Source organism: Holdemanella porci (assembly GCF_019052655.1).
Taxonomy (GTDB): Bacteria; Bacillota_I; Bacilli_A; order Erysipelotrichales; family Erysipelotrichaceae; genus Holdemanella; species Holdemanella hominis.
Map to the genome: position 1 here is coordinate 19838 of NZ_JAHQVB010000002.1, position 23583 is coordinate 43420.

General features: G+C 41.4%; 24 protein-coding genes. 5 read left to right on the forward strand and 19 right to left on the reverse strand.

Translation table 11 applies throughout. From position 1 onward, the window contains the following. Positions 1-14 precede the first annotated feature (14 nt). The 4 genes from KTQ83_RS00620 to KTQ83_RS00635 all read right to left on the reverse strand — a co-directional run bounded on the left by KTQ83_RS00620 (position 15) and on the right by KTQ83_RS00635 (position 4458). On the reverse strand, positions 15-707 hold the full coding sequence (locus tag KTQ83_RS00620) for a hypothetical protein (protein ID WP_217256314.1): 693 nt from the start codon (positions 705-707) through the stop codon (positions 15-17). 317 nt (positions 708-1024) lie between these two features. Then, complete coding sequence (locus tag KTQ83_RS00625; RefSeq protein WP_217256313.1) at positions 1025-1339, reverse strand: DUF7253 family protein; 315 nt, start codon at positions 1337-1339, stop codon at positions 1025-1027. 11 nt (positions 1340-1350) lie between these two features. After that, on the reverse strand, positions 1351-3102 hold the full coding sequence (locus KTQ83_RS00630) for an HK97 family phage prohead protease (protein ID WP_217256312.1): 1752 nt from the start codon (positions 3100-3102) through the stop codon (positions 1351-1353). A gap of 96 nt (positions 3103-3198) precedes the next feature. Next, positions 3199-4458, reverse strand: a complete 1260-nt coding sequence (locus tag KTQ83_RS00635; RefSeq protein WP_217256311.1) for a phage portal protein — start codon at positions 4456-4458, stop codon at positions 3199-3201. Between the two features lie 54 nt (positions 4459-4512). On the opposite strand from KTQ83_RS00635, the gene KTQ83_RS00640 reads away from it, so the two are divergent. Next, positions 4513-5175: an EcsC family protein gene (locus KTQ83_RS00640; protein ID WP_217284999.1), complete on the forward strand. Its 663-nt coding sequence runs from the start codon at positions 4513-4515 to the stop codon at positions 5173-5175. Here the strand turns inward: KTQ83_RS00640 and KTQ83_RS00645 are convergent, their stop codons facing one another. The 8 genes from KTQ83_RS00645 to KTQ83_RS00680 all read right to left on the reverse strand — a co-directional run bounded on the left by KTQ83_RS00645 (position 5176) and on the right by KTQ83_RS00680 (position 12452). Further along, on the reverse strand, positions 5176-6921 hold the full coding sequence (locus KTQ83_RS00645; RefSeq protein ID WP_217256295.1) for a terminase TerL endonuclease subunit: 1746 nt from the start codon (positions 6919-6921) through the stop codon (positions 5176-5178). A gap of 28 nt (positions 6922-6949) precedes the next feature. Continuing rightward, positions 6950-7498, reverse strand: a complete 549-nt coding sequence (locus KTQ83_RS00650) for a DUF7211 domain-containing protein (protein ID WP_217256296.1) — start codon at positions 7496-7498, stop codon at positions 6950-6952. Positions 7499-7518: 20 nt separating this feature from the next. Further along, entirely contained in the window at positions 7519-8118 is a 600-nt protein-coding gene (locus KTQ83_RS00655; protein ID WP_217256297.1) for a DUF7211 domain-containing protein, read from the reverse strand. Further along, positions 8099-8467 (reverse strand): phage head-tail connector protein, encoded by a 369-nt coding sequence (locus KTQ83_RS00660; protein WP_217256298.1) that lies wholly within the window; start codon positions 8465-8467, stop codon positions 8099-8101. The genes KTQ83_RS00655 and KTQ83_RS00660 overlap by 20 nt, the downstream gene beginning before the upstream one ends. A 16-nt stretch (positions 8468-8483) precedes the next feature. After that, positions 8484-8894, reverse strand: a complete 411-nt coding sequence (locus KTQ83_RS00665; protein ID WP_217256299.1) for a hypothetical protein — start codon at positions 8892-8894, stop codon at positions 8484-8486. Continuing rightward, positions 8887-9210 carry a hypothetical protein gene (locus KTQ83_RS00670; RefSeq protein ID WP_217256300.1) on the reverse strand — a complete coding sequence of 108 codons (324 nt, stop codon included), beginning with the start codon at positions 9208-9210 and terminating at the stop codon, positions 8887-8889. The genes KTQ83_RS00665 and KTQ83_RS00670 overlap by 8 nt, the downstream gene beginning before the upstream one ends. Before the next feature lie 307 nt (positions 9211-9517). Beyond that, positions 9518-9760 (reverse strand): hypothetical protein, encoded by a 243-nt coding sequence (locus KTQ83_RS00675; protein WP_217256301.1) that lies wholly within the window; start codon positions 9758-9760, stop codon positions 9518-9520. Positions 9761-9764: 4 nt separating this feature from the next. Further along, positions 9765-12452, reverse strand: coding sequence for a helix-turn-helix domain-containing protein (locus tag KTQ83_RS00680; RefSeq protein ID WP_217256302.1), 2688 nt, complete (start codon positions 12450-12452; stop codon positions 9765-9767). A gap of 158 nt (positions 12453-12610) precedes the next feature. Here KTQ83_RS00680 and KTQ83_RS00685 point away from each other — a divergent pair, with 158 nt between their 5' ends. Continuing rightward, the gene (locus KTQ83_RS00685) at positions 12611-12859 is read left to right on the forward strand and encodes a DUF6061 family protein (RefSeq protein WP_033121501.1); all 249 of its coding nucleotides are present in this window, start codon (positions 12611-12613) and stop codon (positions 12857-12859) included. A gap of 49 nt (positions 12860-12908) precedes the next feature. Here the strand turns inward: KTQ83_RS00685 and KTQ83_RS00690 are convergent, their stop codons facing one another. The 7 genes from KTQ83_RS00690 to KTQ83_RS00720 all read right to left on the reverse strand — a co-directional run bounded on the left by KTQ83_RS00690 (position 12909) and on the right by KTQ83_RS00720 (position 20582). Next, positions 12909-13934 carry a sensor histidine kinase gene (locus KTQ83_RS00690; protein WP_217256303.1) on the reverse strand — a complete coding sequence of 342 codons (1026 nt, stop codon included), beginning with the start codon at positions 13932-13934 and terminating at the stop codon, positions 12909-12911. Then, positions 13931-14608, reverse strand: a complete 678-nt coding sequence (locus KTQ83_RS00695; RefSeq protein WP_055228678.1) for a response regulator transcription factor — start codon at positions 14606-14608, stop codon at positions 13931-13933. Before KTQ83_RS00695 ends, KTQ83_RS00690 begins: the two co-directional genes overlap by 4 nt. 19 nt (positions 14609-14627) lie before the next feature. Then, the gene (locus tag KTQ83_RS00700) at positions 14628-16700 is read right to left on the reverse strand and encodes an ABC transporter permease (RefSeq protein ID WP_055228677.1); all 2073 of its coding nucleotides are present in this window, start codon (positions 16698-16700) and stop codon (positions 14628-14630) included. Further along, on the reverse strand, positions 16690-17457 hold the full coding sequence (locus tag KTQ83_RS00705) for an ABC transporter ATP-binding protein (protein ID WP_033121505.1): 768 nt from the start codon (positions 17455-17457) through the stop codon (positions 16690-16692). The genes KTQ83_RS00700 and KTQ83_RS00705 overlap by 11 nt, the downstream gene beginning before the upstream one ends. 77 nt (positions 17458-17534) lie before the next feature. Further along, positions 17535-18722: a sigma-70 family RNA polymerase sigma factor gene (locus KTQ83_RS00710; protein WP_033121506.1), complete on the reverse strand. Its 1188-nt coding sequence runs from the start codon at positions 18720-18722 to the stop codon at positions 17535-17537. Positions 18723-18757: 35 nt separating this feature from the next. Continuing rightward, positions 18758-19465: a hypothetical protein gene (locus KTQ83_RS00715; protein WP_055228676.1), complete on the reverse strand. Its 708-nt coding sequence runs from the start codon at positions 19463-19465 to the stop codon at positions 18758-18760. A 10-nt stretch (positions 19466-19475) separates the two neighbouring features. Next, positions 19476-20582: a DUF6076 domain-containing protein gene (locus KTQ83_RS00720; RefSeq protein ID WP_033121508.1), complete on the reverse strand. Its 1107-nt coding sequence runs from the start codon at positions 20580-20582 to the stop codon at positions 19476-19478. A gap of 222 nt (positions 20583-20804) precedes the next feature. On the opposite strand from KTQ83_RS00720, the gene KTQ83_RS00725 reads away from it, so the two are divergent. The 3 genes from KTQ83_RS00725 to KTQ83_RS00735 all read left to right on the forward strand — a co-directional run bounded on the left by KTQ83_RS00725 (position 20805) and on the right by KTQ83_RS00735 (position 23389). Next, entirely contained in the window at positions 20805-21425 is a 621-nt protein-coding gene (locus KTQ83_RS00725) for a CHC2 zinc finger domain-containing protein (protein WP_033121509.1), read from the forward strand. Then, positions 21400-22773 (forward strand): DNA primase family protein, encoded by a 1374-nt coding sequence (locus tag KTQ83_RS00730; RefSeq protein WP_342367239.1) that lies wholly within the window; start codon positions 21400-21402, stop codon positions 22771-22773. Before KTQ83_RS00725 ends, KTQ83_RS00730 begins: the two co-directional genes overlap by 26 nt. Before the next feature lie 400 nt (positions 22774-23173). Beyond that, positions 23174-23389, forward strand: a complete 216-nt coding sequence (locus KTQ83_RS00735; RefSeq protein ID WP_055228675.1) for a type 2 periplasmic-binding domain-containing protein — start codon at positions 23174-23176, stop codon at positions 23387-23389. Positions 23390-23583 lie beyond the last annotated feature (194 nt).

Consider the following 23583-nt stretch of genomic DNA (forward strand, 5'->3'; position numbering starts at 1 on the left):
ATAGTTAGCTTTTATTAAGCTGCTTTCAAGATTGAAATAATTTCTTCAGGCATTGGTAATCTAGATTCTTTAGCTGTACCCTCAGATCCTGAGTCATTAGTTCCGTAAAGAATATCTTCGATTTTTTTTAATTTGTCAGGTTTAACTTTAGTTGAGTCAATTTCCAAGTGAGATGTAGGTTTGAATCCTTCAACATTTACTGGAGTAGTTGTACATTCCCAACTAAATTCGATAGCTTCTGGACTATCATTGATTGTTGAATATCCTTTTTCAGATGGAGAAGCTTTTGCACCATAAACTAAGTGTAATTTATAGCCATAATCTTCGCCTTTTGTATCGTTACCTAATACAGTTCTGTAAGACAAACCGAAAGCTTTTCTAGCTTGTTGTCCAACAAATACTCCACTGTCAGCAACAACTTCTTTTGTACCATCACATTCAGCAAATTCATCAGGATATGTGTATGCACTAATTGTGCATCCAAATTCTTCATTTGAATATAACTCTAAGTATTTGCTATCATTTGCATATAATGCAGTTGCTTCTGCTCCAGATGGGCTTTCAGTAACAGAACGTAATCCGTTCCAAGCTACACCTTTTGGATATGCTCCTGTCTCATCTTGAACAAATAACACACCCATCTTGGTACCAGTTTCATAGACTCTTTCACCAGTCTGGTCCCACACTAATCTTTTTCCTTGAGTCATTATGTTTTCCTCCTATTTAATAGTAAATTTTGAACACTGTATGATGAAGATTATCTGACTCGAACTTTCTAGAGAATCGACAAAGGGGGAAATGCGCGATTCTATCTGAAATTTCACTATCAGGGTCCTTATCAATAACAGTAACATCGTAGGCATGCCGCATTAGATAAATACTATCGTTGGCATGTCTTGTATCAATGTCACTTAGAGAGTAGACAATAGCCGGATACTTCATTTGTATGTTTTTTGGTGGTTGGAAATATACATTTCTACTTCCTAACGCTTCCACTAATTTGTCATGTAATTTTAGTCTATTGCTACTCATTGTATATTCCTCCAAGTGACAAAACTAAACGTGGGAATTGAACAGAAATGTTTTCCACTTTCCATTTAACTCCCATGTAAGTTACGTATTTCATGGCAAAATAATGTTCATTCGCAAATGGATCAGACACAATACTAATCTCATCGCTAACATTAACATTGTCATTAATACTGGCTCCATTTGTAGTTCGTATGCGTCTTGAATTTACTTCTCCATAATAAAAACGGCGCTCTATCGTATCAGTATATACTCCAGGGACCGTCTCCTTACTGATTGCAAATCCAATCTCTCCATAAAATTTTGCCATTTTGAATCTCCTTACTTAGCAGCTGCTGGAGAACCAACTTTGTAAGCTAAAGTGATAGCTGAGTATGGTTTAACCAATGCTCCTGAGCAACGAGTTTCAATCAAGTATTTCTGTTGGTTGTAGTCGATATCGAAGTCATCAAACATGTTGACTTCTCCACCTTTATCTGCGCCAACGTTGTAGTCAGCTAAGTTAACTACGATACCTGCAACTTCTTTTTGTTCTTTATCTTTAAAGCCTTCCATTACTTCAACTGTAACAATTTCTTTAACACGTAAAGTAGTTGCTAATTCAGCTTCAGTCTTGTAAAGTTTGTGACCGATTTTGTCTTCCAATAATAAACATTCAGTTACTAAATCTTCAGTGGTGAATAATGTTGGATTACCTGAACCTTTGTAGTCTTTACGGCTACGGATTACAGAGTCAATGAATGCTTTAGCTTTATCAGCTCCAGTTGCACCAGTAGAAACATTAACATCTGCTTTGATATTGTATAAATCTTCATCTAAAGCGATTGGACGAATGTTATCAGTTTTGATGTGGTCATCATCTGAAGTTAAACGTCCGTCACCGATTAAGATTGCACGTGCAATTTCCTCATCCAACATCATACGCATTTCAGATTTTAACCATGCGATTACATCGAAATCTGTAATGTCGATTACATCATCGCGGTCCATCTTTTGTTTTTTATAGATAGTTGTTGGAGTTGTAGTACGTTTCAATAAGCTGAATACTTCTTCTTTCTTCATCTTTCCTTTGATGTAACCTTTAGCACGTGCCTCATCTGCAGTAATATCTGCAAACATTGATTTAATACGTGAGAATGGTGTGTGGTGAACTCCACTCATAACTTTTTGTACCCATCCCATTTCTCGTTGGACGAATTCTGGTTTGTCAGTGAAGTTCTTAGCATCTGGAAATAAATAGTCGATGTTTTGGATTCCATATTCATTAGCATGTGCTAAGAAACTTTCACGCATACTTCCCTGACGTTTTGCGTCTTTAATGATTACTTCCATACCAGTGTGAATTAAAGTATCATTTTCTTCGTTCATTTCGTTGTCAAATACATTGTGTTTCATGTCTTCTTCCTCCTCGTTTGCAGAGCCTCCGCTCTTTTGTGAATCTTCTAATGCTTGGCCAATTAAGGCATAAACAACTGTTTTTTGTTCTTCGTTCAAAGTGTCAAACACTTCTTTAACAGTCTTGTCATCACTTTGTGTACTGTTTTTGTTTGGTGTACTCATTTTTTCTTTCTCCTTTTCCTCTTTTTCATCACCCTCTGGCTTAGAATCACTGTGGTATAGTTCAATATTGTCAGAGTCTTCATGAATGTTAATGATTGCAGCTTCATCTGAATCATCAGAGTGAGCTAGGATTGTATCAATGTACGCTCCTGGATTTGCACCAGCTAAAACCAAGCTAACTTCACGGATAGCACCATGTAAAACATCGCCTCCGTTTTGCTTTAATTGGTTTGCATAAATTGATAAGCATTTAACATCATGATTCTTGACAAGTTCCTTTGCTAATTTTCCAGATGGTGAATCATTGAATTTTCCGTATGCGTAAACTCCTGAATCTTCGTTCTTAAGCATTGCATGCCCTAAGACGTTATCTGGATCATCGTGCAAGTGATTCCATACTAGAGGAACTTCCATGCCATCACAGTCTGCGAAAGCATTCTTACGGATAGTTCTACCGTCTGAGCAACGAATGTTATTACGAGTAGCCCATCCACCAAAATCAAATTTTTCCATTTTGACGTTTCCTCCTTATAAAACAAAAAAAAAACAGTTCCAATTCATTTGAATACTGCTAGTAGTTTTTCTATGCTAATTTGTCTATAGAATTAACTAACTTGTTGGTTCTTCTCCTGAAAATTCACTGTTTGTCTCGTCTGCTCGACCTCCGTTTAATCTCTCTTCTACTTCAGCATTTGACTGACTGATGTTACTGTTAACTAATTCATCTGCCTTTGGATCAGAAGATGGTTTCATTCCAATAATCTGACGAATTTCGTTAGACGTTAGAATTTCATTTCGAGTAAACTTATCAGCAATCTCAGCAATATCATTAACCGGCACTAGGTTAAATGGATCTCTGAAGTATTTAATTGACTGCTTTTGAGTTCTTGCAGTTTTCGTTAAAAATTTTCTTTTAAATTCATCTGTTATGGCAGCAACTATTGGTTCTATGCTTCTGTTATAGTAATTAAGCATTACTTTCTCATCAGCAGTTCCATCCATCACAGCTTGCGTAATTCCTAGTTGACTGTATAACATGTTTGTTAAGTACTCGATTTGATTCATTAAGTTATTATCTACTGAACGGTTAAGCTGTGTAATTTTCTCAGTTCCATCAGTATATGCAATTCCATACTTAGAACCAGCTAACTGCATTTCAATGTCTTTACGTCTCTTCTCAGCTTGTTCTCTTCGAGCATCTGATTTAATAACATACGGTAATTGGATAATCATGTCTAGCTTTCCTGCTCCACTCTGTTCATCAATTACATCTAATAGATTTAACTTACGAATTAATCGTTGTAGTGTTGAGTTTGGTTGATTAATAATCTCGTATAATGGATTCTCAACAATTGCCACCATACTTTTTGGTAGAGTCACGTCTTCATGTCTACCTGTCTTTTCGTTGTAAAGGTTCACACGCACATGCTCTGGATACCACTCTACAATTTTTCCTGTTCTCAACTTTTCAATATCTATTGACCCATTTGTTGTTGGATCTAATTTTGTATCAGTTGGAACAATAGCAACTACGCCTTCATCTAATAGAGACATGACAATGTCTTTCTTTAGTTGTCTGCCTGTTTGGTCAATGTTAGCTTCTAAAGTAAGACAATTATTAAGACCACTATTGATTTCAGATAAATATCTACCATTCTCATCGAGCTTTACATGGCGTATGTCAATCTGAGAACAGTCTATTGCAATCCGTGTAAATACAGATGAAACAATAGATTTCTCGTTCCCATTTCGTAGTCTTGTTCTGAATGGTTGATATGAATACCCTCCATAGTCAGGACGATAAGTTGGGTCTCTATTAAAAAAAGCGTTCCAGGCATGTACTAGCCTAGAACTAATCGAATTTTCCATTTTGACGACTCCTTCTTTCGTGTTAGAATATATGCATTAAAGGAGATTCACATAATGCAAATTCCTAAAATAAATGTACCTGCGCAAATCAATAAAGTTAAATCAATTTCACAGGATGATTTAATAAAAGCTATAAATACTTGCTATGAGAAAACCATGCAAGGTCTACCTGGAGTAAAATCTAGTTATGACTTGGCAGATGAGTATCTAGCCAAATACCATGACCCAAAGATAGCAGCAGAAAGGCTTATTAATGCACAAGTTAAAAAGTGCACCACTTCTGGATTCGTTACCGGATTAGGTGGCTTATTAACTATGGCAGTAGCAATTCCCGCAGACTTAACTGCTTGTATCTTTGTTCAACTCCAAATGATTTCTGCCATTGCAGTTCTTGGTGGATATGATCCAAAAGACGATGAAGTCCGTACAGTAGCTTATATCTGCCTAACTGGAGAAAGTGTTTCTGAGGCACTTAATAAAATGGGAGTTAAGATTGGTCAAAAAGTTGGAACTAAATTAATTGATAAAATACCTGGAAAGTTATTGGTTGCAATTAATCGAAAACTTGGAGGTATGATTTTTACCAAATTCGGAACAAAAGGAGTTATCAATCTTTGTGATTTAATTCCAGTTGTTGGAGGAGTAATAGGCGGTGGATTCAATTATGCTACTACCAGAAAAATTGGAAAAATAGCTACAAAAGAATTCTTGAAATAATTATTCAAATGCATCAGGGTTTCGTTTAAAAGCAACTAATGCATCTATCAAGGCAGCGACAGGGTCAATCTTTTCGTCATGCCTTTTTTTTAATAATTTTCTATTACCGTTTGTGTCTTCAATAGTGATACAGTTACCCATTGCAAATCCAAACAATTGTTCATCAAAGATTAGAAGTCTTTCTTCTGAAATCTTCTTAATCTCACCTAACGGAACTGACTCCGTACGAGCTCCTTGCTGTACTTTCTCAACTCCAAATGGTCCGTTTTCAGTTACCCATCTTTGGACAAACGCTTCTGCATTGTATGGGTCAAATCCAAATGTTCGAACATCATACTCTTGCTGAAGAATGAATTGATCCAAGTCTTCATAGACTTCCATCATGTCTAGTGTTGTACCTTCCATGACTGCTAAACTTCCTTCTTTAATAAAGTCTTCATACTTCATTCTCATTGCCGGGTGCAACTTATTAAATGTTAATGAAGAAATATAGTTTCTTGTCTTAACTCCAAATCCACCATTAGATAATGGGAATAAGAATGTAAAGGCACAGAAGTCATCACCTCTTGAAAGGTCTGCACCAAGACTACAAGGCATCTTCCAAAAGCTTCGTTTCCTATGAGGTATAGTTTCATCATAGGTAAAAAAATAGGTATACCCTTCCATAGGTATACCAAATCGTTTTGCTAAAATATCGTTTCTTGCGGCTGGTGTTTTCTCAGCACGCTCAACATCTAATTGAATTGTTTCATAAGTTACTGTTTTACCAGTATTAGGATTTGCCTTAAGCCACATTTCAGGAATTCCAACTTCATCCAACGAATCTAGTTTGTACCACCAGATTGATACATGAGGGTTAATGTACTCGCCTCTTAGAATCTGTTCTAATTCCATTTTGACGCTATCACCTACACCATTACGAACCGTTCCTTCTGAACTAGTTGCAATAATTAAATAGTCGTCTAATTTAGATGCACCTTGTTCAATTGCCCCAACTACATCTTCTCTAATGTCTCCAGATAGCCATTCATCAACTGTGGCTAATTTACATCTTAAACCTTGCAGTGAATCAATGCTCATAGCTCGGACTTCAAGCAAACTACCTGTTAGAAAGTTTTCAATACCCTTCTTGGTAGAGCATAGCTTCTGACGATTTGCTCTTGAACCAGTTGTGTTTTGCAATGAACCTTGAGTTAGAAACTTAAACAACGGTCCTCTAGCTCTAGTAATAGCAGTTTTCAAAGGAGACATTGTTTCCTCAGCTTGCTTCATTGTTGGAGCTGTAGCTACTTGATGTGTTGTAGATGGGTCTACATTAAGTTCATAACCATGCATACTTGAAGCATATAATGATTTAGCAGCACCTCGACCAACAATCAAATACTGTTTGTTAATTAGACGTTTTTTGATTGTCTTTTGAACATAGTGTCCACCATGCCCATCTTCATTAGGTTCATACACGCTACGCTCAACATAGTAGTACCAACCCCATACTTGTTCACCCCATAATTTAAATGAGTCTAGCAAATTTAAGTCTGAACCATCGGTTAGGACTAATTCATTCTCACAGAATTTAATCCATCCCTCGACAGCTTTATCATCATAATAATATTTAGGACTGGCAATCAATGCATCAATCCTATTCATTTCCATAGACACTTGTTTACATACAGGTATCTCTCCTCGGATAACGGCATCTCTAAATCTGCCGTAATACTTTGGAACAGCAGTGTTAGATAATGCCATTTAATCACCTACTATATATTTTTACAAATTATCCTCGCAACTCTTTGATGGCCAAAGCAATTCCGAGTGCTGAACTAGTGACACCCAGAACAGTGCCAGTGGTTTCAAGAATATTCTTAGCATATTCTCTACCTTTAGAAGCTTTCTTTTGATTAAATACATCGTTATACTGACGCTCTAATAATTCCCTATTAATCTGGTTTCTAAGTTCCTGATCACTCATAGAACTAAGGTTCATTCTTTTGTTATTTCTTTTAGAATTATTATTAATATAGTTCTGATTTGAAACACGTAATGTATCATTCATCTGCCTTGTTGAGTCAACTACTTTTTTAGTTCGCTCGACATCTTCCTTTACATATCGGTTAGCATCTGAATTTAAATCACTTCGCCCATTTTTTTTGCTAGTCCTATAATAAGTTCTGCTCTCAGTGTCATACTTATTGTAACCTTGCTCTCTAGCATCCCTGGCATAACGTTTATTACCTGCTGCAGTTAAACTACCATCTTCATTCTGGTATCTACGCACACCCCATCTCTGACCTTTAATGCCATGGTGATATAATTCATTTGTCATAGTTATTCACCCCCATATAATTAGAACTTGCCAAAAGAATTTGTGATATTGTAATAATTTAGCATAGCTCTACCTGTCTCAATGTTGTCTTTATATCCTATATCTTTAAGTAATGCATCCTGATACTGTTGAGAATACTTCTTACCTATTTCAGATTTTCTTTCACTTGCCAGTTCACTAAGCATGTCATATCTAGCATTGTGCTCATTTTTACTATCTGTATACCATTTGTTATAAAAATTATCAGGTGTATCACCCTTACTAGAATGTTTGTCTGCTAAGTCACTGTATTGTCTATAGCTATCCCACTCTTGTTGTCTCTTTTCTGAATACTTCTTGTATAGCTCATCATTTTCAACTTCTGCCTTATTCTTATTTCTAACTTTCTCCCAATTCTCTCCAGTAATTCCAGAAAAATTAAATGGATTTCTACTTCTACGATAATCACGCTTAGCTTCTCTTATTGTTCTTTTTACTTCTTTCTTAGACATTCCATAACGAGCTTTAGCAGTATTTGCTAAATTACCATTCTTATTTTGGTAACGTCTAACTCCCCATTTCATTCCTAAAACACCATGGTGATAAAGTTCACCAGAAGTATTAATTGTATAATTTGCCATGATAATCCACCTCCGAACAAATGCGCCATTCATACTCATTAATCATTGCTTTGTAACTATCTAATGCTGAACCAGTTGGTGGGTCAAACTCAAGTCTAGTCTTCAAATATAGCCATGACTTGATTGCATTAAGTAATGGTCCATCTTTCATTAAATCGGTCCACAACGTTGACTCATCAGTAACAGAAAATGACTTTGCTTTATCAATTCCCATCTGACCTAATGCAAGAAAGTTACTATTAATGAATAGAATCAAGTCTGAGTCAAATGCACTATCCCAATTGGAAACACCACTGCACTTCTTGATAGACTCTAAGATACTATTCATGTTGATGTTGCTCTCATCCATATACCTGTCCTCCATTCTATTTCCAAGGACATGTGTCACCTGGAACTCTTTCTATAACCTTACTGTTTAGCTGACTTAGATTACCATAATGTATAGCCTTGTGAGTGTCATAAGTACAAGCTATAACATTCTCCAAATCAAACAGTGCAGGTGACCTATTAATTACATCTGCTTTAGTTAATGGATTGATATGATGAATATAAATCTTACCTTGTATTGGTAAGTCAGGCATTCCTAAATCACATCCATTGTCACGAGTAATCACCTTGTGTCTAAAGCTTCTCCATTCAGGAGAGTGATAAAAAATTTGGTTCAAATATCTACTAGATCCAAAAGTCTCATTGCCTACTTCATTTGGTGTCCACAGATAGTTGAACCGTTCTTCAAAAGTTTTAAGTTTAATCAACTCAGAATATGACCTATTCATCTCCACGATACTCCGTCATAGCCTTGATAGCTTCAGTAAATAAACATTCAATCTCTTTACCAGATTGAATAGCTTCAGTCTTAGCTTTTAATAATGCATTCTCGGATGCTAACTTTTCTAACTCCAACTGAGCTTGTACTGTACCCAATTTTAAGAAGTGAGTAACTACTTGAGATGAAGCTGTTCGGTTTCTAAGTTGTTCCTCTGCCATATCAATAGCATAACCAATCATTCTATTCTGTCTTTCCTCTGCACTAAGAGCTGCAGTTGGAGATTCTTCAGAAATATCAATAACTTTGTTAGACTTTCTACCCATAGTAATCCCACCTTTCCCTAGTCTTAATGTAGGCATACCTCACTTTGCATAACTTTAATGACAGTTCCTGAGTACTTTGCATGGTGCCGAAGAACTGAAAATTTTCTTAAGTTTAGAGAGGATAACAACACTATAAAGGAGTAAATAATGTGGCCAACCATTACTCAGAACCTGTCGTTAAAACTATGCAAACTCAAATATCAATTTTACCCCCGGGGAAAATATAAAGACCGGCGCGATGCGGGAGGGGGTGGGTAAAATCCGAGACCCCCCTCTATGCTTTTTATATAAAGCTAGTGCTGTCGCGTTAGTTTTTATCTTTCTTTTCTACTTTCTTGTAGATTTTAAGAGGATTTAGTCTAATAATTTCATCAATTGCTTCATTGATTCTTAAATCTTTTTCTTCTTCTGTAAAGAAGTCTGAAACATTTGCTATTCGTTGTAAGTATTGACAAGAATTGTAACCTTTCAAAACGTCAAACTCAAACCAATTTGTAAACTCAGTGAAAGGATCAAAAGGATTGTCAATTGTTGTTAACATTGCTTTCATAAAATTATGCTCCTTTCAAATACTTTGTTATTGTGGATGTAGAGACACCCATCATTTCAGCAATTTGTGCTGTTGTATAATTAGAATTAGAAAGTGCTTTGATTCTTGCAATCTTTGTATTACTCAAAGTCTTTTGGCTTTTTGGTGTTGCTAAATCACGTAACACGTCAATGTCTGCATTACTAAGAATCTTATGTAAAGTATTCTCAGAAATTGCTCCTGCTTGAATAGCTTCCCATTCTTTAGCAGTAATGCTAATGTTTCTTTCCGAACGTGTACTTGTTCCTAACTCTTTTCTGTACTTTTCAATAGTCTTTTGTGATGTCTTCTTAACATCAGACTTGTCTATTAAACCTTCTGCTTTCTTACGATTTAACTCGGCTTGGGTTAGTCGTTGTGCTTGTCTCTCCTTAGTGGCATTAAGTAATGCTACATTAAGCTTAGCATTTAAACTTGCTACTTCAGGAGCATAAGCTTTAGCAGCTTCTTTGTTGTATTTAATGCTACCCGCTGTCATCATAGACTTACGGGCCTCATTAGCCATAGACTTCATAGACGCGGCATGACGGGCATATAAAAGCTCCATGGGGTGCTGTGCCTTTGATACCAGGGTATAGGGGTCATTAGTCGCAGCCATCTTGGTAGTGCGTTCCATTCTAGTCTTGGTCTTGTATACAATGCTTCCATCTTTATTAGTAATTGTCTCACCAAATACTTTCTTACCATTCTTCAATGTTACATTACGAACTGGTTCATACTTCTCACGTTGTGCTGCATCATTAGGGTTATAGCTAACTTTTCCACCATCAGCAGTTCTAAGAATAATGTTTCCAGTATTAGCATCTTTCTTTCTAATAGGATAGTATAAATCATCAGCCTTCTTATAGATAAGAGCACCTTCTGGTTTGCTTGGATCATAATATTCTTTACCTTTCATATTAACTCTTGGTGTACCTTGAGTCTTTGGTATTGAATATTGACCTTTTGCTTTAGATAGAATAGTAGATGCACCGCCACCACTTTGGTATTCTTTCTTTAAACCGTCAATGTTATTATCTACATAAGATTGTTTGTAATCTAATTTATGCTTCTCTGCATCAATTACAACCATTGAATGCCTTACAGCTCTTGCTAGCTCATCTGGTTTAGCATTACCAATAGTCATGTCTGTAATAAGGTTAGATATAATTCCCATCTCAGTCTGAGTATTCTTCATAACCGGGAATTCTCTACCATTACGATAATAATGGCTCTCACCTTTTGCGTCAGTCTTAACTGTGTCGTACTGATATGAATCTTTAGGGTCAAATCCTTTTAATCCTTCTAAAGGCTTAGACCTAGATATACGAACTTTACCTTGCTTGTCATCTGTAGGAATACACATAACAGTATCGCCATCAAAGTCAGCTCCAGATAACTGTTCTGCTACCTTAGAATTTATACCAATTGCATCTTGAGGCTTTGTTCCTAATATAGATCTAGCTTGCTTCTGTCTGTTATTGACAGTAAGCACAGGGATTTCAAATATACCACCATGAGGATATCGAACTAATGCTAACTTTGTTCCATCTTGAAAGTTAGGTGCATATACTTCAGTTTCCTTCATTGTTGGAATTGCAGTTAATACTTGGTATCTCTGTCCTGGTAGAGCAGCTGCTTGTAAATGAACTGCAGAAGAGTCACATTCACTTGCAAATTTATTTAACAAATACTTCTTAACTGTAGGATTTGTTAAAGCCATAATATCAGCATATTCTTGAGCTTTGCTTTCTTTGGCTAAATTAAGTTGTTTCTCTGCCATATGAATAGACTGCTTAGCTAAGAACTGAGAAGGAACTGCATTCTTCCAATCATCCCAGTCACCTTCGACTGCACGATAATTGATAAGCCCTTGCTTTTGTTTACCATCTTTATCAACATAATGGTTCTGACCTTTAATAAGTGAACCAAATGGATTGTCTGGGTCTTCTTTTATTTTCTTAAGAACCTCAGTCATTGGTTTGTCTTTGCCTTTGTTAGTGTTGAATATAACATCAACACCCTCTGGCATGTCTTTACCATCATTATAGACAGCCATGCCTTTCAAATAATGGGTCCCATCTACTAATATACGTACTTGGGCATAAGTTTTCTCACCTTTAGTACCAGTAGCATCTGCCGGATCAGTTAAGGCTAAGTCTTTAACACCTCTTCTTAACTCAATAGTTCCGTCTTTGTCGATTCCACCATCTTCTTTATATCTAATCATTAATCTTTTAGAGTCTAATGATACAGGTGCCCCGACTGCAGGTCTCTTGTCAAATGATTGTCCATTATCTAAAGATTTATAATCAGTAATAGTCTTGATTTGGTCGAAATTATAAATTTCTTTATGTTCAACATCAGGAGCACATAATACACTTTGATTTGATTGTTGTCCTGGATTTGTAGCTTGTGGAATACCACCTTTGTAAACATGGTATCCTTCTTTTTGTAATATAAATAGAGCAGTATCCAATTTATTTCTTGGAATATTAAGCTCTCTTTCTACACCTGGTCCGACATCAATCATTCTCTTTTCTTTTAATTCCTCTTTAAGAAAATCTGCGGTATGCTGAGCTTTCATCATACGAGATTCAGATTTATCATTTAATAAAGAACGAACAGATGATTCATTAATACCCATAACTCTACCAATTTCAGAAGCACCCATAGGTTGCCAACCATTGGCTTAACAGTGATAAGGAACTAATTTACTTATCAACTGTTAGCTGACGGTTTCCGGGGTGCATACGGACAAATCCCGTCTGATTTCTAACAGGAAGTCAGACGGGATTTTCGCTTTATATTACGAATTATGGAGGACATACCATGAAAACCTTAATATCTTGTGCCTACAATATGGATAATTGCTGTGTGGAAGTGAAATTCAGCGACGGCAGTATGATTGCGATTGACACTATCGTCGTTGAGAACGAGATTGCTGACAATATGTATCAGCGGTCAGAGCTGGATTATTTGATCTACAACGCTCCTTTGGAGTATGCAGACCTTATCTTGAACGGCGATCCCGAAACCTATTTGAAAACTGTAACAGAATACAAGCCTTGGGATAGCTGACAACACGCTGCCCGCAGGAGAAAATCCTGCGGGCGTTTTTCTGTTTATATTATTTCCCTCCGTTGGATCTCAATTTAGGAAAGAAGATGACAATCTTGAAGCCCTTTCCCCACTGGGAAGCTGCTTCCAGATGAAGATTTAGATCGTCGGCCATCTTCTTAACCAGGTAAAGTCCCATACCGGTAGCCTTCTTTCTGCTGTCAGTAGAATCCCCGGTAAAGCCCTTTTGAAAAATGTACGGCAGATTATATTTTTTTACGCCAATGCCGTTATCTTCAACAGAAAGGATATCTGCGGTCTCCGAATGTATCACGGAAATTGTAAGCATGGGACTATCGCTGCTATATTTGATGGCATTGCTAACGATTTGTCCCAACATAAACTGAAGTCCTCTACGGTCTGTATAGACTGTTTCAGATTGCAGTTTGTTGAGAATGACAAAATGCTTCTCTTCAAGAAGTGGGGCATAGTCCTCCAGAACTTCACCCAAGCAGTCATTCAAATTGACATCCTCAAATCGGTAATCCTTTGTACTGCTCTTCAACCGGGCATAGTACAGCATCTGCGTGACATCCTCCTGAAGCTGACTGCGGACATAATCCAGCTTTGCTTGCAGGGAAGGAGAGATTTCATCGTTCCGGTTATCCAAGAGCATGGTCAGCAACGATAGGGGCGTTTTCGCTTCATGTGCCCAGCCCTCCACGTATTCTTCATAGTCCCGTAGGGCATCCGCCATATTGTTACTCTCGTTTTTGTATTCCCGTAAAACCGAAGCCAAAAATCGGACAGATTCTCCTTCTTTCTGACTAATGGCACTGAGCAGCCGTTCTTCATTGCAGATGGTAGGATCACTGAGGAAATCTCGGAACAGTTCCATGTGGGTGTTCTCCCTCTTGTTTAGTACAAACAGAATCGCTGAAAACAAAAAGATGCTCGTCAGAACTACTAACCCGATCAAGGTTTGAAATACCTGAATGTCAGAAATCCAAAGAATGACAGCGCAAAAGCAATCCACGCCCAGCAGCAACAGAAGCCAGGGGTAGTACCGTTCTATCATGTGCCAAAGCTGCTTCATAGAGACACCTCCGCTTCCAAACGGTAGCCCATTCCTCGAACTGCAACGATTCGCTGCTTCATTTCAAGGGCGGACATCGTTTTTTTCAGCCGGGTTAGGTTAACCTGCAAGGCATTTTCATCTATGTATTCCGTGGTTCCCCATAGTGCCATGCAAAGCTGCTCCGTCGTGACCAGAGCATCGCCGCCGGACAAAAGAGCGACCAACAGTTTTCCCTGATTTTTTGGAAGCACCACAGAGGTATTATGAATATAAAGCGTGTAGGTCTGCTGGTCTAACAGGAAATCTGGTCCCTCTATGAGATTGGTACGGCCTTCATACCTTTTGAGAATATTGGATACCCTGGCAAGAAGTCGATCTTTTCTGCACGGCTTCGTCAAATATTCATCGGCACCCAACTGGAACGCTTGCAGTTCATCCTTTACCTGATCTCTGGAAGTCAGCACCAGGACGGGGATAGCAGTTTTATTCTTTAGCTCCTGGCAGATTTGAAAGCCACTGATCTCCGGCAAGTTCAGGTCTAAGATCACAAGGTCAGGGCGGAGGGCTGCCAAGAGCCGAGCGGCATCTTCAAACTCGGTAATTGCCTCCACAAGATAGCCGTCCTTTTGGAGCATATCGCAGAGTTCTTCCCGCATATAGACTTCATCTTCCACAACAGCAATTCTTTTCATGACAGCACCTCCTTCCAAATTATTCTTCTCTCTGCGGCTGCATCAGTGTCAGCAAATACCGATCACTGGAGCGCTTGACCACTCTCATATAAATATATTCTATCACGCAAAGTAGTAAAATCATAGCAGCAGATACAAGCAGCATTTCAGACACTGTCCCACGGGTTCGGGACGAGAGTATCCCTGTAAATAACGCCCTGACTCCAAACAGACTGCTGACAGCCGCAACCAATACAGGAAGTCCCATAAACCAGGTAATTTGCTTTCCAGCAGACTGGCAAAGGGTTTCGTAAGTAGCTCCCAGGCGGATCAGGGTCTGGTATCTGCGCCCGGTTTTCTGCTGACTCATCAGGAACTGAACACCCACGATGGTGTTGGCAACTACCAGGAAAACAATCGCAAGATAGAGGGTAATATAACTGGATGCTATGGTGTAGAAAAGCTGACGACCTATATTCTGAAGATAGCTTTCATATTCAATGCCAGTTTCGTCCAGCTTCTCGTTCAAATCCAAATATGCAGTCATAAGGCTATTTCCATCCAGAGCCTGCTCACTGAGCACCGCATTGACATAGGTATCATACATTCCCTGGCTATAATATAGGAATGCTTCATCCGGAAGAATCAATGCAAAGGACAAGGTTATAGAACGGTCCGTGACCAAATTCACAGACTGAACCTCTCCTGTAAGATGAATCGGACTACCATCCAGTTCCACCTTGGGCTGTCCGGCCAATACTTGGTTCAGCATTGCGGTACGACTTACCGTAGTAAACTCTGTATCAATATAGACAGCGGCCTCCTTTTCGCCTAATTGGAGAGCCGGTTTGCCGGACAATTCCAACAAACGATTATAGTCCGATAAACAAATCAAATATGGGTATGTGGCATAACCAAGATTGTTCAGAAGGACATCCCGGTCTTCCGACTGGGGCAGGCTCCGAAGAGAGTCCATAACAGCGTCCATGCTGTAGGCATTATCATAATCTTCTGTGGTGCGAATACGCCCAACCCTCATTTCAAAAAGCTCTGAAAATTGATTTTCCAAACCGTTTTCTTTCAGGGCTGCCTTTATATTCGGAAGAACCTGCGATGAATCTTCTGCAGTATGATCTTCAAAAGTATAGTCGATTACATGGCCAGAAGACAGGCTATTCGTTCCTGCAATTCCTACGCCCGCACCAAAACAACACAGCGCCGCCAGAATCAGCAGGGAGCTGATGGCCATGGAGGTTGACTGATGAATAACATTCTCCTGAATCTGCCGGAAGGTAAATACATGAAGCTGCTTATTTCCTTTTCCTTTCTTAACAATCAAAGCAATCAGCGCACGCATCCCATAGAAAAGCAGCATCGTACCAACTATGCCCAACAGCAAAGTCAGTCCCATCATACTTACCTTTGTCCATGCAATTCCCTGAATCGCCATGTAGTAAGCCACTGCCAACATCACACTTCCGCATATAGCAGCCAGTCCATAGATAACAGATGGCATTTGCTTTTTGGGGCGGTTCGTTGGCTGGGATAGCAAAGTACCGATCTCCTGGCGGCTGATTCGTCCACTCAAAATCAGAAGTGCCGTCAGCTTAATTGCCAGAAATCCTGCCAGCGTCCATTCAATTGCAGACCAGGATAAAGAAAACTGATGACCGATGATCCCCATGCCTACCAGCTTGGCGGTGACAAGACTGACAATTTCTGAAAGCACCACAGCCACAGGTAAGCCTATGAGCATGGCAAGAATACTGGTCAGGAAATCTTCCGCCAGAAGCATACCAAACAGTTTACTTCTACGCATCCCCAACATTAGATAAACACCAAACTCATGCCGTCTGCGCTCGAACTGATACTTGCAGGCAAAATAGATCAAAAAGAACAGAATACCGAGGGTCATCCCATAAAACGCAGGAATCAGAAGCAGGAGTTTGTCAACTGCGTCACTCTCCATTTTCTGCAAAAAGAGCATCACATCTTGAGTGGAGATGGAAAGAATCATGTAAAAGGCAACAATAGAAATCACCAGGGAGCTGAAAAACAGACCGTTTTCCTTTCGGCTGCGGTGGCTGTTCCGAAGAATGAGATTAGAGAACATTTGCGCTGCCCCCTCCCAGTTGCGCCATCACCTTCAGGATGCGCCCGTAGAACTCCTGCTGGCTTTCGTCTCCACGCCGAAGCTCATGAAAGATCACGCCGTCCTGGATGAACAGAATGCGCTTGCAAAAGCTGGCGGCATTGGAATCATGGGTTACCATCAGGATCGTAGCTTGTTCGTCACGATTCAGGCCGGACAGCTTCTCCATAAGACTTCTTGCGTTCTTAGAATCCAGCGCACCCGTCGGTTCATCGGCAAGGATCATTTGGGGATGTAAGATCAGAGCCCTTGCTGCCGCAACACGCTGACGCTGGCCGCCGGACATCTTGGACGGAAACTTATCCAGAACATCAGTGATTTCCAGATAGTCAGCCAACTGCTTCAGCCGCTGGCTGCTTTCTGCTTCGGATACCCCATGCAAGGAAGTCGGGAGCAGGATGTTTTCCCTGCCAGTCAGGTTGTCCAGCAATTCAAAGTTCTGGAATAGATAACCAACTTTTTTGCCACGGTACTCTGCAAGAGCCTTTCCCTTGAGGGATTGCAGAGTATCGCCTTCCACCTGAATGCTTCCACCTGTGGGTTGAATCACAGTCGCAATACAATTGAGCAGTGTGGATTTACCGGAACCGCTGCTTCCCATAATGCCGAGAAACTCTCCCGGCATCACCTGGAAGGTGATCCCATTCAGTGCCTTTGTTTGACTTGGCACATTGCCATAGATTTTTGTTAAATTTTCAATATTCAAAATGGGTTTCATGTGAATACCTCCTATCATTTGTAATAAAATGATAGCATGGGAACACAGCAAATACCACTTACAGTGGTTGTAAGGATTCAAGATATAAGTGGCGGCTCAAGGGGGACGAGCATATATTTTGTAAGAGCATCAGGCGACAATGATAAAATATACCGGATCGCCTCCTTGGCAAACCAGTTCGTTTTAATTGTATCCCAATCAGCAAGTCGGATAATCTCTGCTGTGCCGTTCTCAAAATCAACTGAAATTTCGCCCCATTCGCCGTCGCAGTCTGCTTGATATTCGTAGATTGCGGCGGCGATTTTCTTTTTGCGCTTGGTTTTGGTTTTCTGTTTCAGCCGGACAGCATGGAGCGCACCTTCGGCAACCAGCAGTTCTGTCAGTTTGTCCACCGCTTTCCGGTAGGCTCGCTCTGCACCGCTGGCTGTGCTGCCCTCAAACATAATCGCCAATTCTTCAAAAGTGGGGCGGTTCTTCCATGAGCCAACTCGCCCGCAGGTCATACAGATTGCTAACCGTTTTTCGAGCAAGGTCTGTTCCCGGTAATTCAGCTTCTCAAATGCCCGCTGTACCTTTTCTGCTTGTATGCCGTTCCAGAGGATGTCGGTATAGTTCCAGCTATCGTCAAGGGCTATATCCTCGCCTGTTTCCTCGCCGTCCTCGTCCGTTATATAGAACGGCTGCTGGTTGCGGATTCCACGGACAACTTTCAGATATTCTTCCGCAAGAGCAAGGTCGCAGTTATACTTCTTGGAAAACTGGTTGACCGCATCTTTGGTGTTATGGTACAGCCACGCCATTGATCGCACCATTTTGTAATTGGTCAGAGAGGATACCGACCATTTTTCTTCGCCCATGCGGAAACGGAGCATAGAATCCCAGATGAACGGATAGATGTATGTAGCATACTCCGCACCCTTGGCAGGATCATAGTCCATCAGCTTTTGGAGCATTTGCTCCCGGCAGGAGATCTTTATATCGATAAATCGGTCTGTGTCGTACAGATTGCCGCCGTCCACACTGAGAAAGCCTTTGATGCGCTTGTTGAGCTGCGTTTCGTAGTGGTGCAGAAAGAACGAAAAATATAGCAAATTCTTTTCCCGCAAAGCAGACAGGATATATTCATTCAGACTGTCCACCGCTGGCGGTTCCGGTTCCAGTTGGAAGATGCGCTCTGCCACATAGGGGATGATGCCGTCACCGTGTGGATTAACTTGGTGCTTCGGTATGTATCCGGTCATGTTCCACGAAAAATCATTTAGCATAGCGCACCTCCCTTCTAAGTAATCAGCGGGAATAATTAACCATAATTCCAAGTTTGTCTTGCAGCATTTATATTATCCAGAAGAACAGATGCAGGATTTGCCTCGTAATAGTACGTGCTCATATCCAAAATGCCTTCTTCCATTTCACCCCACTCTGCTGTGCGAGAAACAAAGATTCTATTATATACACACCAATCGCATGTGGTGGTGAAAGCAGCAATATCTGCAAAGTCTTTTGGAAATACAATTCTTCTTCCATTTGATGTTGGCTTAAGATAGTTCTCCATTATTTCTTTGAAATTCTTCAGATCATAATCCGTAGCGTTTTCCAAAGCTTTACAGACAATCAATTCTTCGTGCGTGAATTCTGTAAGTGTTTCTAAATGGTTTGCAAGAATTAGACCATAAATAACGCAAACCTTTGGGCATTCTGCATTTACGGTTTGTTTGAACAGATTGGCTACGATAATAGCCTTTTCCGGGCTGGAGTTTACATAGTTGTAAAGCTCGTTCAATCTTCTTTCGAGATTAAAGCCAGATGCAAGACCGTTCAGTAGATGGCCGAGTTTGAAGGTATTGTATTCAGATAGAAGATCATTTCCTATTCCGCCTACAATTCCCGCAACTGGGTTTACTACGCCCAACACACCAATAGAGCCAGAACGGATTATTTTGGTCATAGGATTGTCCATAACCCGGCTAAGCGCATTCCCAATATCAGTTAAATCATATTTCTGTGCCATTACATATTCCTCATTTCGTCCGTAATTTTGCTTCTTTCTTCAAAGCAGCCTGTCCCATCTCTTTTTCGTAATCACCTTTGGCATAGGCGACATTGCTCAGCGCTCGAAGCATTTTATCCTTTGCCAGCTTTTTCATAACCTCTGCAAGATCAGCGTCCAGAGTACCACGCTTCACATAGCGGTTTATGGTGTTCAGCCGTTTCTCATAAATCTGTTTCACCGGATGATCGTCCGCAAGCTCCCGTTGTTCTCTGCCTTTCAGGTTGCCGATCTGTCGGCAAGTGCGGTGCAGCTTGTCCCCCGGTGCATAGCCGCCGCAGTATTTGGTGTGCCTTGCGTTGGTGGTGAGGAACCACTTGCCGCAGATTTTGCATTTTTTCGGGGCATGACCAACACATAAGCCCTCAAAAAGATCAGACCGGAACATCCCTACAAAGGATACATAGTGCATCCGCTTGACCAGCTTCGCAACTTTTTCGCCGGGACGGATGACCGATATATACTGAACGGAATTATTCAAAGTAGACATCCAGGCATTGCCCTCCGTGATAGAGAACTCCGGCGGAAAATAGTCGCCGAACATTTTTGCAAAACCCTCTGCGGTGCGTTCTGCTTCATTGCCGTCTGATTTTTCTGCAAAATCAAGCATGGCCGTTTGGTATTCCCCAAGGGAGTATGCCAGATGCCCGAAAACTGCGGTATAGCGTTGGAGCATCATCGCATCGGCAAAGTTCTGGATTTCTTCAAATTGCAAAGAATTGGTTGCGGCTTTTATGGCAAACTCCACATATTTCAGCGCATTGTCCACAGTAAAGACTTTTTCAATCCGTTCTCTGTGCTTTGAGATATTCATATAGGAGAACGGCGGTGTTTGACTGAGAATATCAAGCATCGTCAGAGCAGCTTCCGTTGCAATAGGACAGAGTGCAGAAGCATCCTGTCCGGCGTTTAATATTCCAAGCAGCAGATTGATTTTCTCGCATTGCTCGTTCATCTTTGCGATGGTATCCGCAGGGACATTCAGCGCATCACAGGCAAGAGCGCCGACAGGAAGTGTTTTTCCCTCATATATGACCGTATCCTGCCAAAAATCCAATGTCATCAGTTCTTGGTTCATGCTTGCCCCTCCTGTCCTGTTTTTTCATTTTCTTAATTCTATCATGCTAATGTAAAGAAATCTACATCTATCCATAAGTTGTCCTGTTTTTTGAAACGGGGTTGTCCTCCGATTAGCCTGTTTTTTGAAAAATCCGGCATAACCATAGTAGAAGGAGCCAAACCCCTGCCAATCACGGCGGGTGTTTCGTGCTTTCTAAATACTATGAACGGAGGTTTTTCTATGACAATCTATGAAATCATCAAGGCGGCAATCAGCGTAAAGCAAGCCGCAAAACACTACGGGCTGAATGTCAACCGCAATGGTATGGCTTGCTGCCCGTTCCACAACGACAGGCATCCGAGCTTGAAGCTGAACGAGGATTATTTCTTCTGCTTCGGCTGCGGAGCCAAGGGGGATGTAATCGACCTTGTGGCAAGACTGTTCGATCTGAGCAGTTATGAAGCAGCGCAAAAGCTGGCTGCGGACTTCGGGCTTGACCCGAAACCGCCCACTGCCGCAGCTATGGTCAAGCCAAAGCGTCCCTATATCCGTCAGTTCCGGGAGAATGAAATGCTGTGTTTCCGGGTGCTGACGGATTATCTGCATCTGCTGGAAGATTGGAAAATACGATACGCACCCAAGACACCGGAAGATGCTCTGGATGACCGTTTTGTGGAAGCCTGCCAGATGCACTGCTATATCGAATATATGGCAGATGTGCTGACGGTGGGTGATCTGGAAGAACGGGTGGCATTGGTGGACAAGCTGATGCAGGACGACAAAATTGCTTTTCTGCAAGAGTATACCGCACGAAAGAAAAAGGAGGTGGCGCACCGTGGCGAAGAACCGGAAAACGCCTAATATGAATTTTCCTGTCTGGTTTGACGGGCAGAACATCAACGAAGCTCTGTTTTGTGAAGAATTTCTGCATGAGCGCAGAATCATCTTCGCAAACGGAGCTTTTTTCACGCCCGATGGTCGAGTGACGGATAACCTTCCTCTGCGTGGGGAGATTTACGACAAGCTGAAATTTTGTGCCGTGAACAACATCCCACGGAAGATCACCAACATTCTGGAAGTGCTGAAACTGGAAGCGCAAGTGTCTGACTTCCCTCCGGAGCAGGATCGCATCCATGTTGCCAACGGTACGCTGCTCTTGAACGGCACTTTCACCGAAGGCAGACCGGCTATCGTGCGAAGCCGTCTGCCTGTCGGCTATAATCCCGATGCTCCTGCACCGGTGATCTGGCTGAACTTTCTGGATGGGTTGCTTTACGCCGAGGACATTCCAACTTTGCAGGAGTTTATCGGCTATTGCCTGATTCCCTCCAACAAGGGGCAGCGCATGATGGTGATTAAAGGCAACGGTGGCGAGGGTAAATCTCAAATCGGTGCGGTGCTGTCCACCATCTTCGGCACGAATATGAAAGACGGCAGCATCGGGAAGATTTCTGAAAACCGTTTTGCCCGTGCCGATCTGGAACACATCCTGCTGTGCGTGGATGATGATATGCGGATGGAAGCTCTGCGTCAGACCAACTATGTAAAATCCATCGTGACTGCACAGGGCAAAATGGACTTGGAACGCAAGGGCAAGCAGAGTTATCAGGGCTGGATGTTTGCCCGGTTGCTGGCATTCAGCAATGGTGATCTGCAAGCCCTATATGATCGCAGCGATGGTTTTTACCGCAGACAGCTTGTGCTGACCACCAAAGAAAAGCCCATGGACAGAGCCGATGATCCTGACCTTGCAGAGAAGATGAAAGCTGAAGCCGAGGGTATCTTCCTGTGGGCATTTGAAGGCTTACAGCGGCTTGTTGCCAACAACTTTAAGTTTACGGAGAGTGACCGTATCCAGAAAAACCGGGAAGCGGTCAAGCGTGACAACAACAATATCTTTGATTTCATGGAGTCGGAGGGATACATCCAGCGTAAAGCGGATGCGTCCATCAGTTCCAAGGATTTCTATGAAATCTACCGGATGTGGTGCGAAGAAAATTCCCTTGCACCGCTGAAAGCCCGCAGCTTCAGCGATGCCATGATTGCCAATGCCGGGAGATTCAATCTGGAGCATTGCAACAACATCACCAACTCTGCCGGACGGCGGGTGTGGGGCTTTATGGGCGTGGAAGCTGTGGCAAGACCTCATATAAATGGATTTTACGATGTTTCGCCGTGTACGTACGTACCGGAGGACTGGCGGGATTGATTTTGCCAGTCATGCTCTGTACGTATGTACGCAGCATTTACCCCTGTTTTCTTCCGTTATAGGAAACAGCAGCTTTCAAAGCTGACCTGTTTTCGGGCATTAAAAATCAATGGTAATGGAAACAGCAAAGTTTTTGACCGCAGGACGAAACTATTTCACGAAATCGTGCTTCTCTGAACCGTGTACCCTGTTCACGGAACAATGGGTGTTTTCACTGTTCCAGACCAAACCACACAAAACGGCAAAGTGGGATATGGTCATATATGGACAGGACATCACAAGCGAAATTCTGAACGGATTTCGGAGATTGCAGATTTTTCACTGTTCGGTGCATCCACTCCACCTTGGAGCGCAGAGGTTGCACCGACACATGAACTGAATTATGGAGGATTTTATCAATATGAATATACGCAACGAAATAAAGGCACAGATCATCCGTGCCGGGATGACCATGCAGGAAGTTGTTGACCTGCTCTCGGACGAGTACGGATGGAGCGACAGCGTTTCCAACCTGTCCGCAAAATTACAGCGGGAAAGTATACGATACAAGGAAGTATTGGAGCTTGCCGCTGTGCTTGGTTACGACATCGTATGGCAGAAAAGACGGGAGAAGTGATACCCCGGCAACAGCCCTCCGCATCTCCCGTCCCCATAGGCGCACCGCAGTGCTGCCCATGGACAGGCAGTGAAAGATACGGTTTTCGCTGCCATCGTCTGCAAGAAATGTTCCGCAGAACAGCTTCATGCAGACGGGCTGACCAAGGTAAAAGGCGCAGACATTTTGCCTTGGTCAGCAGAGGTCACCGCAGT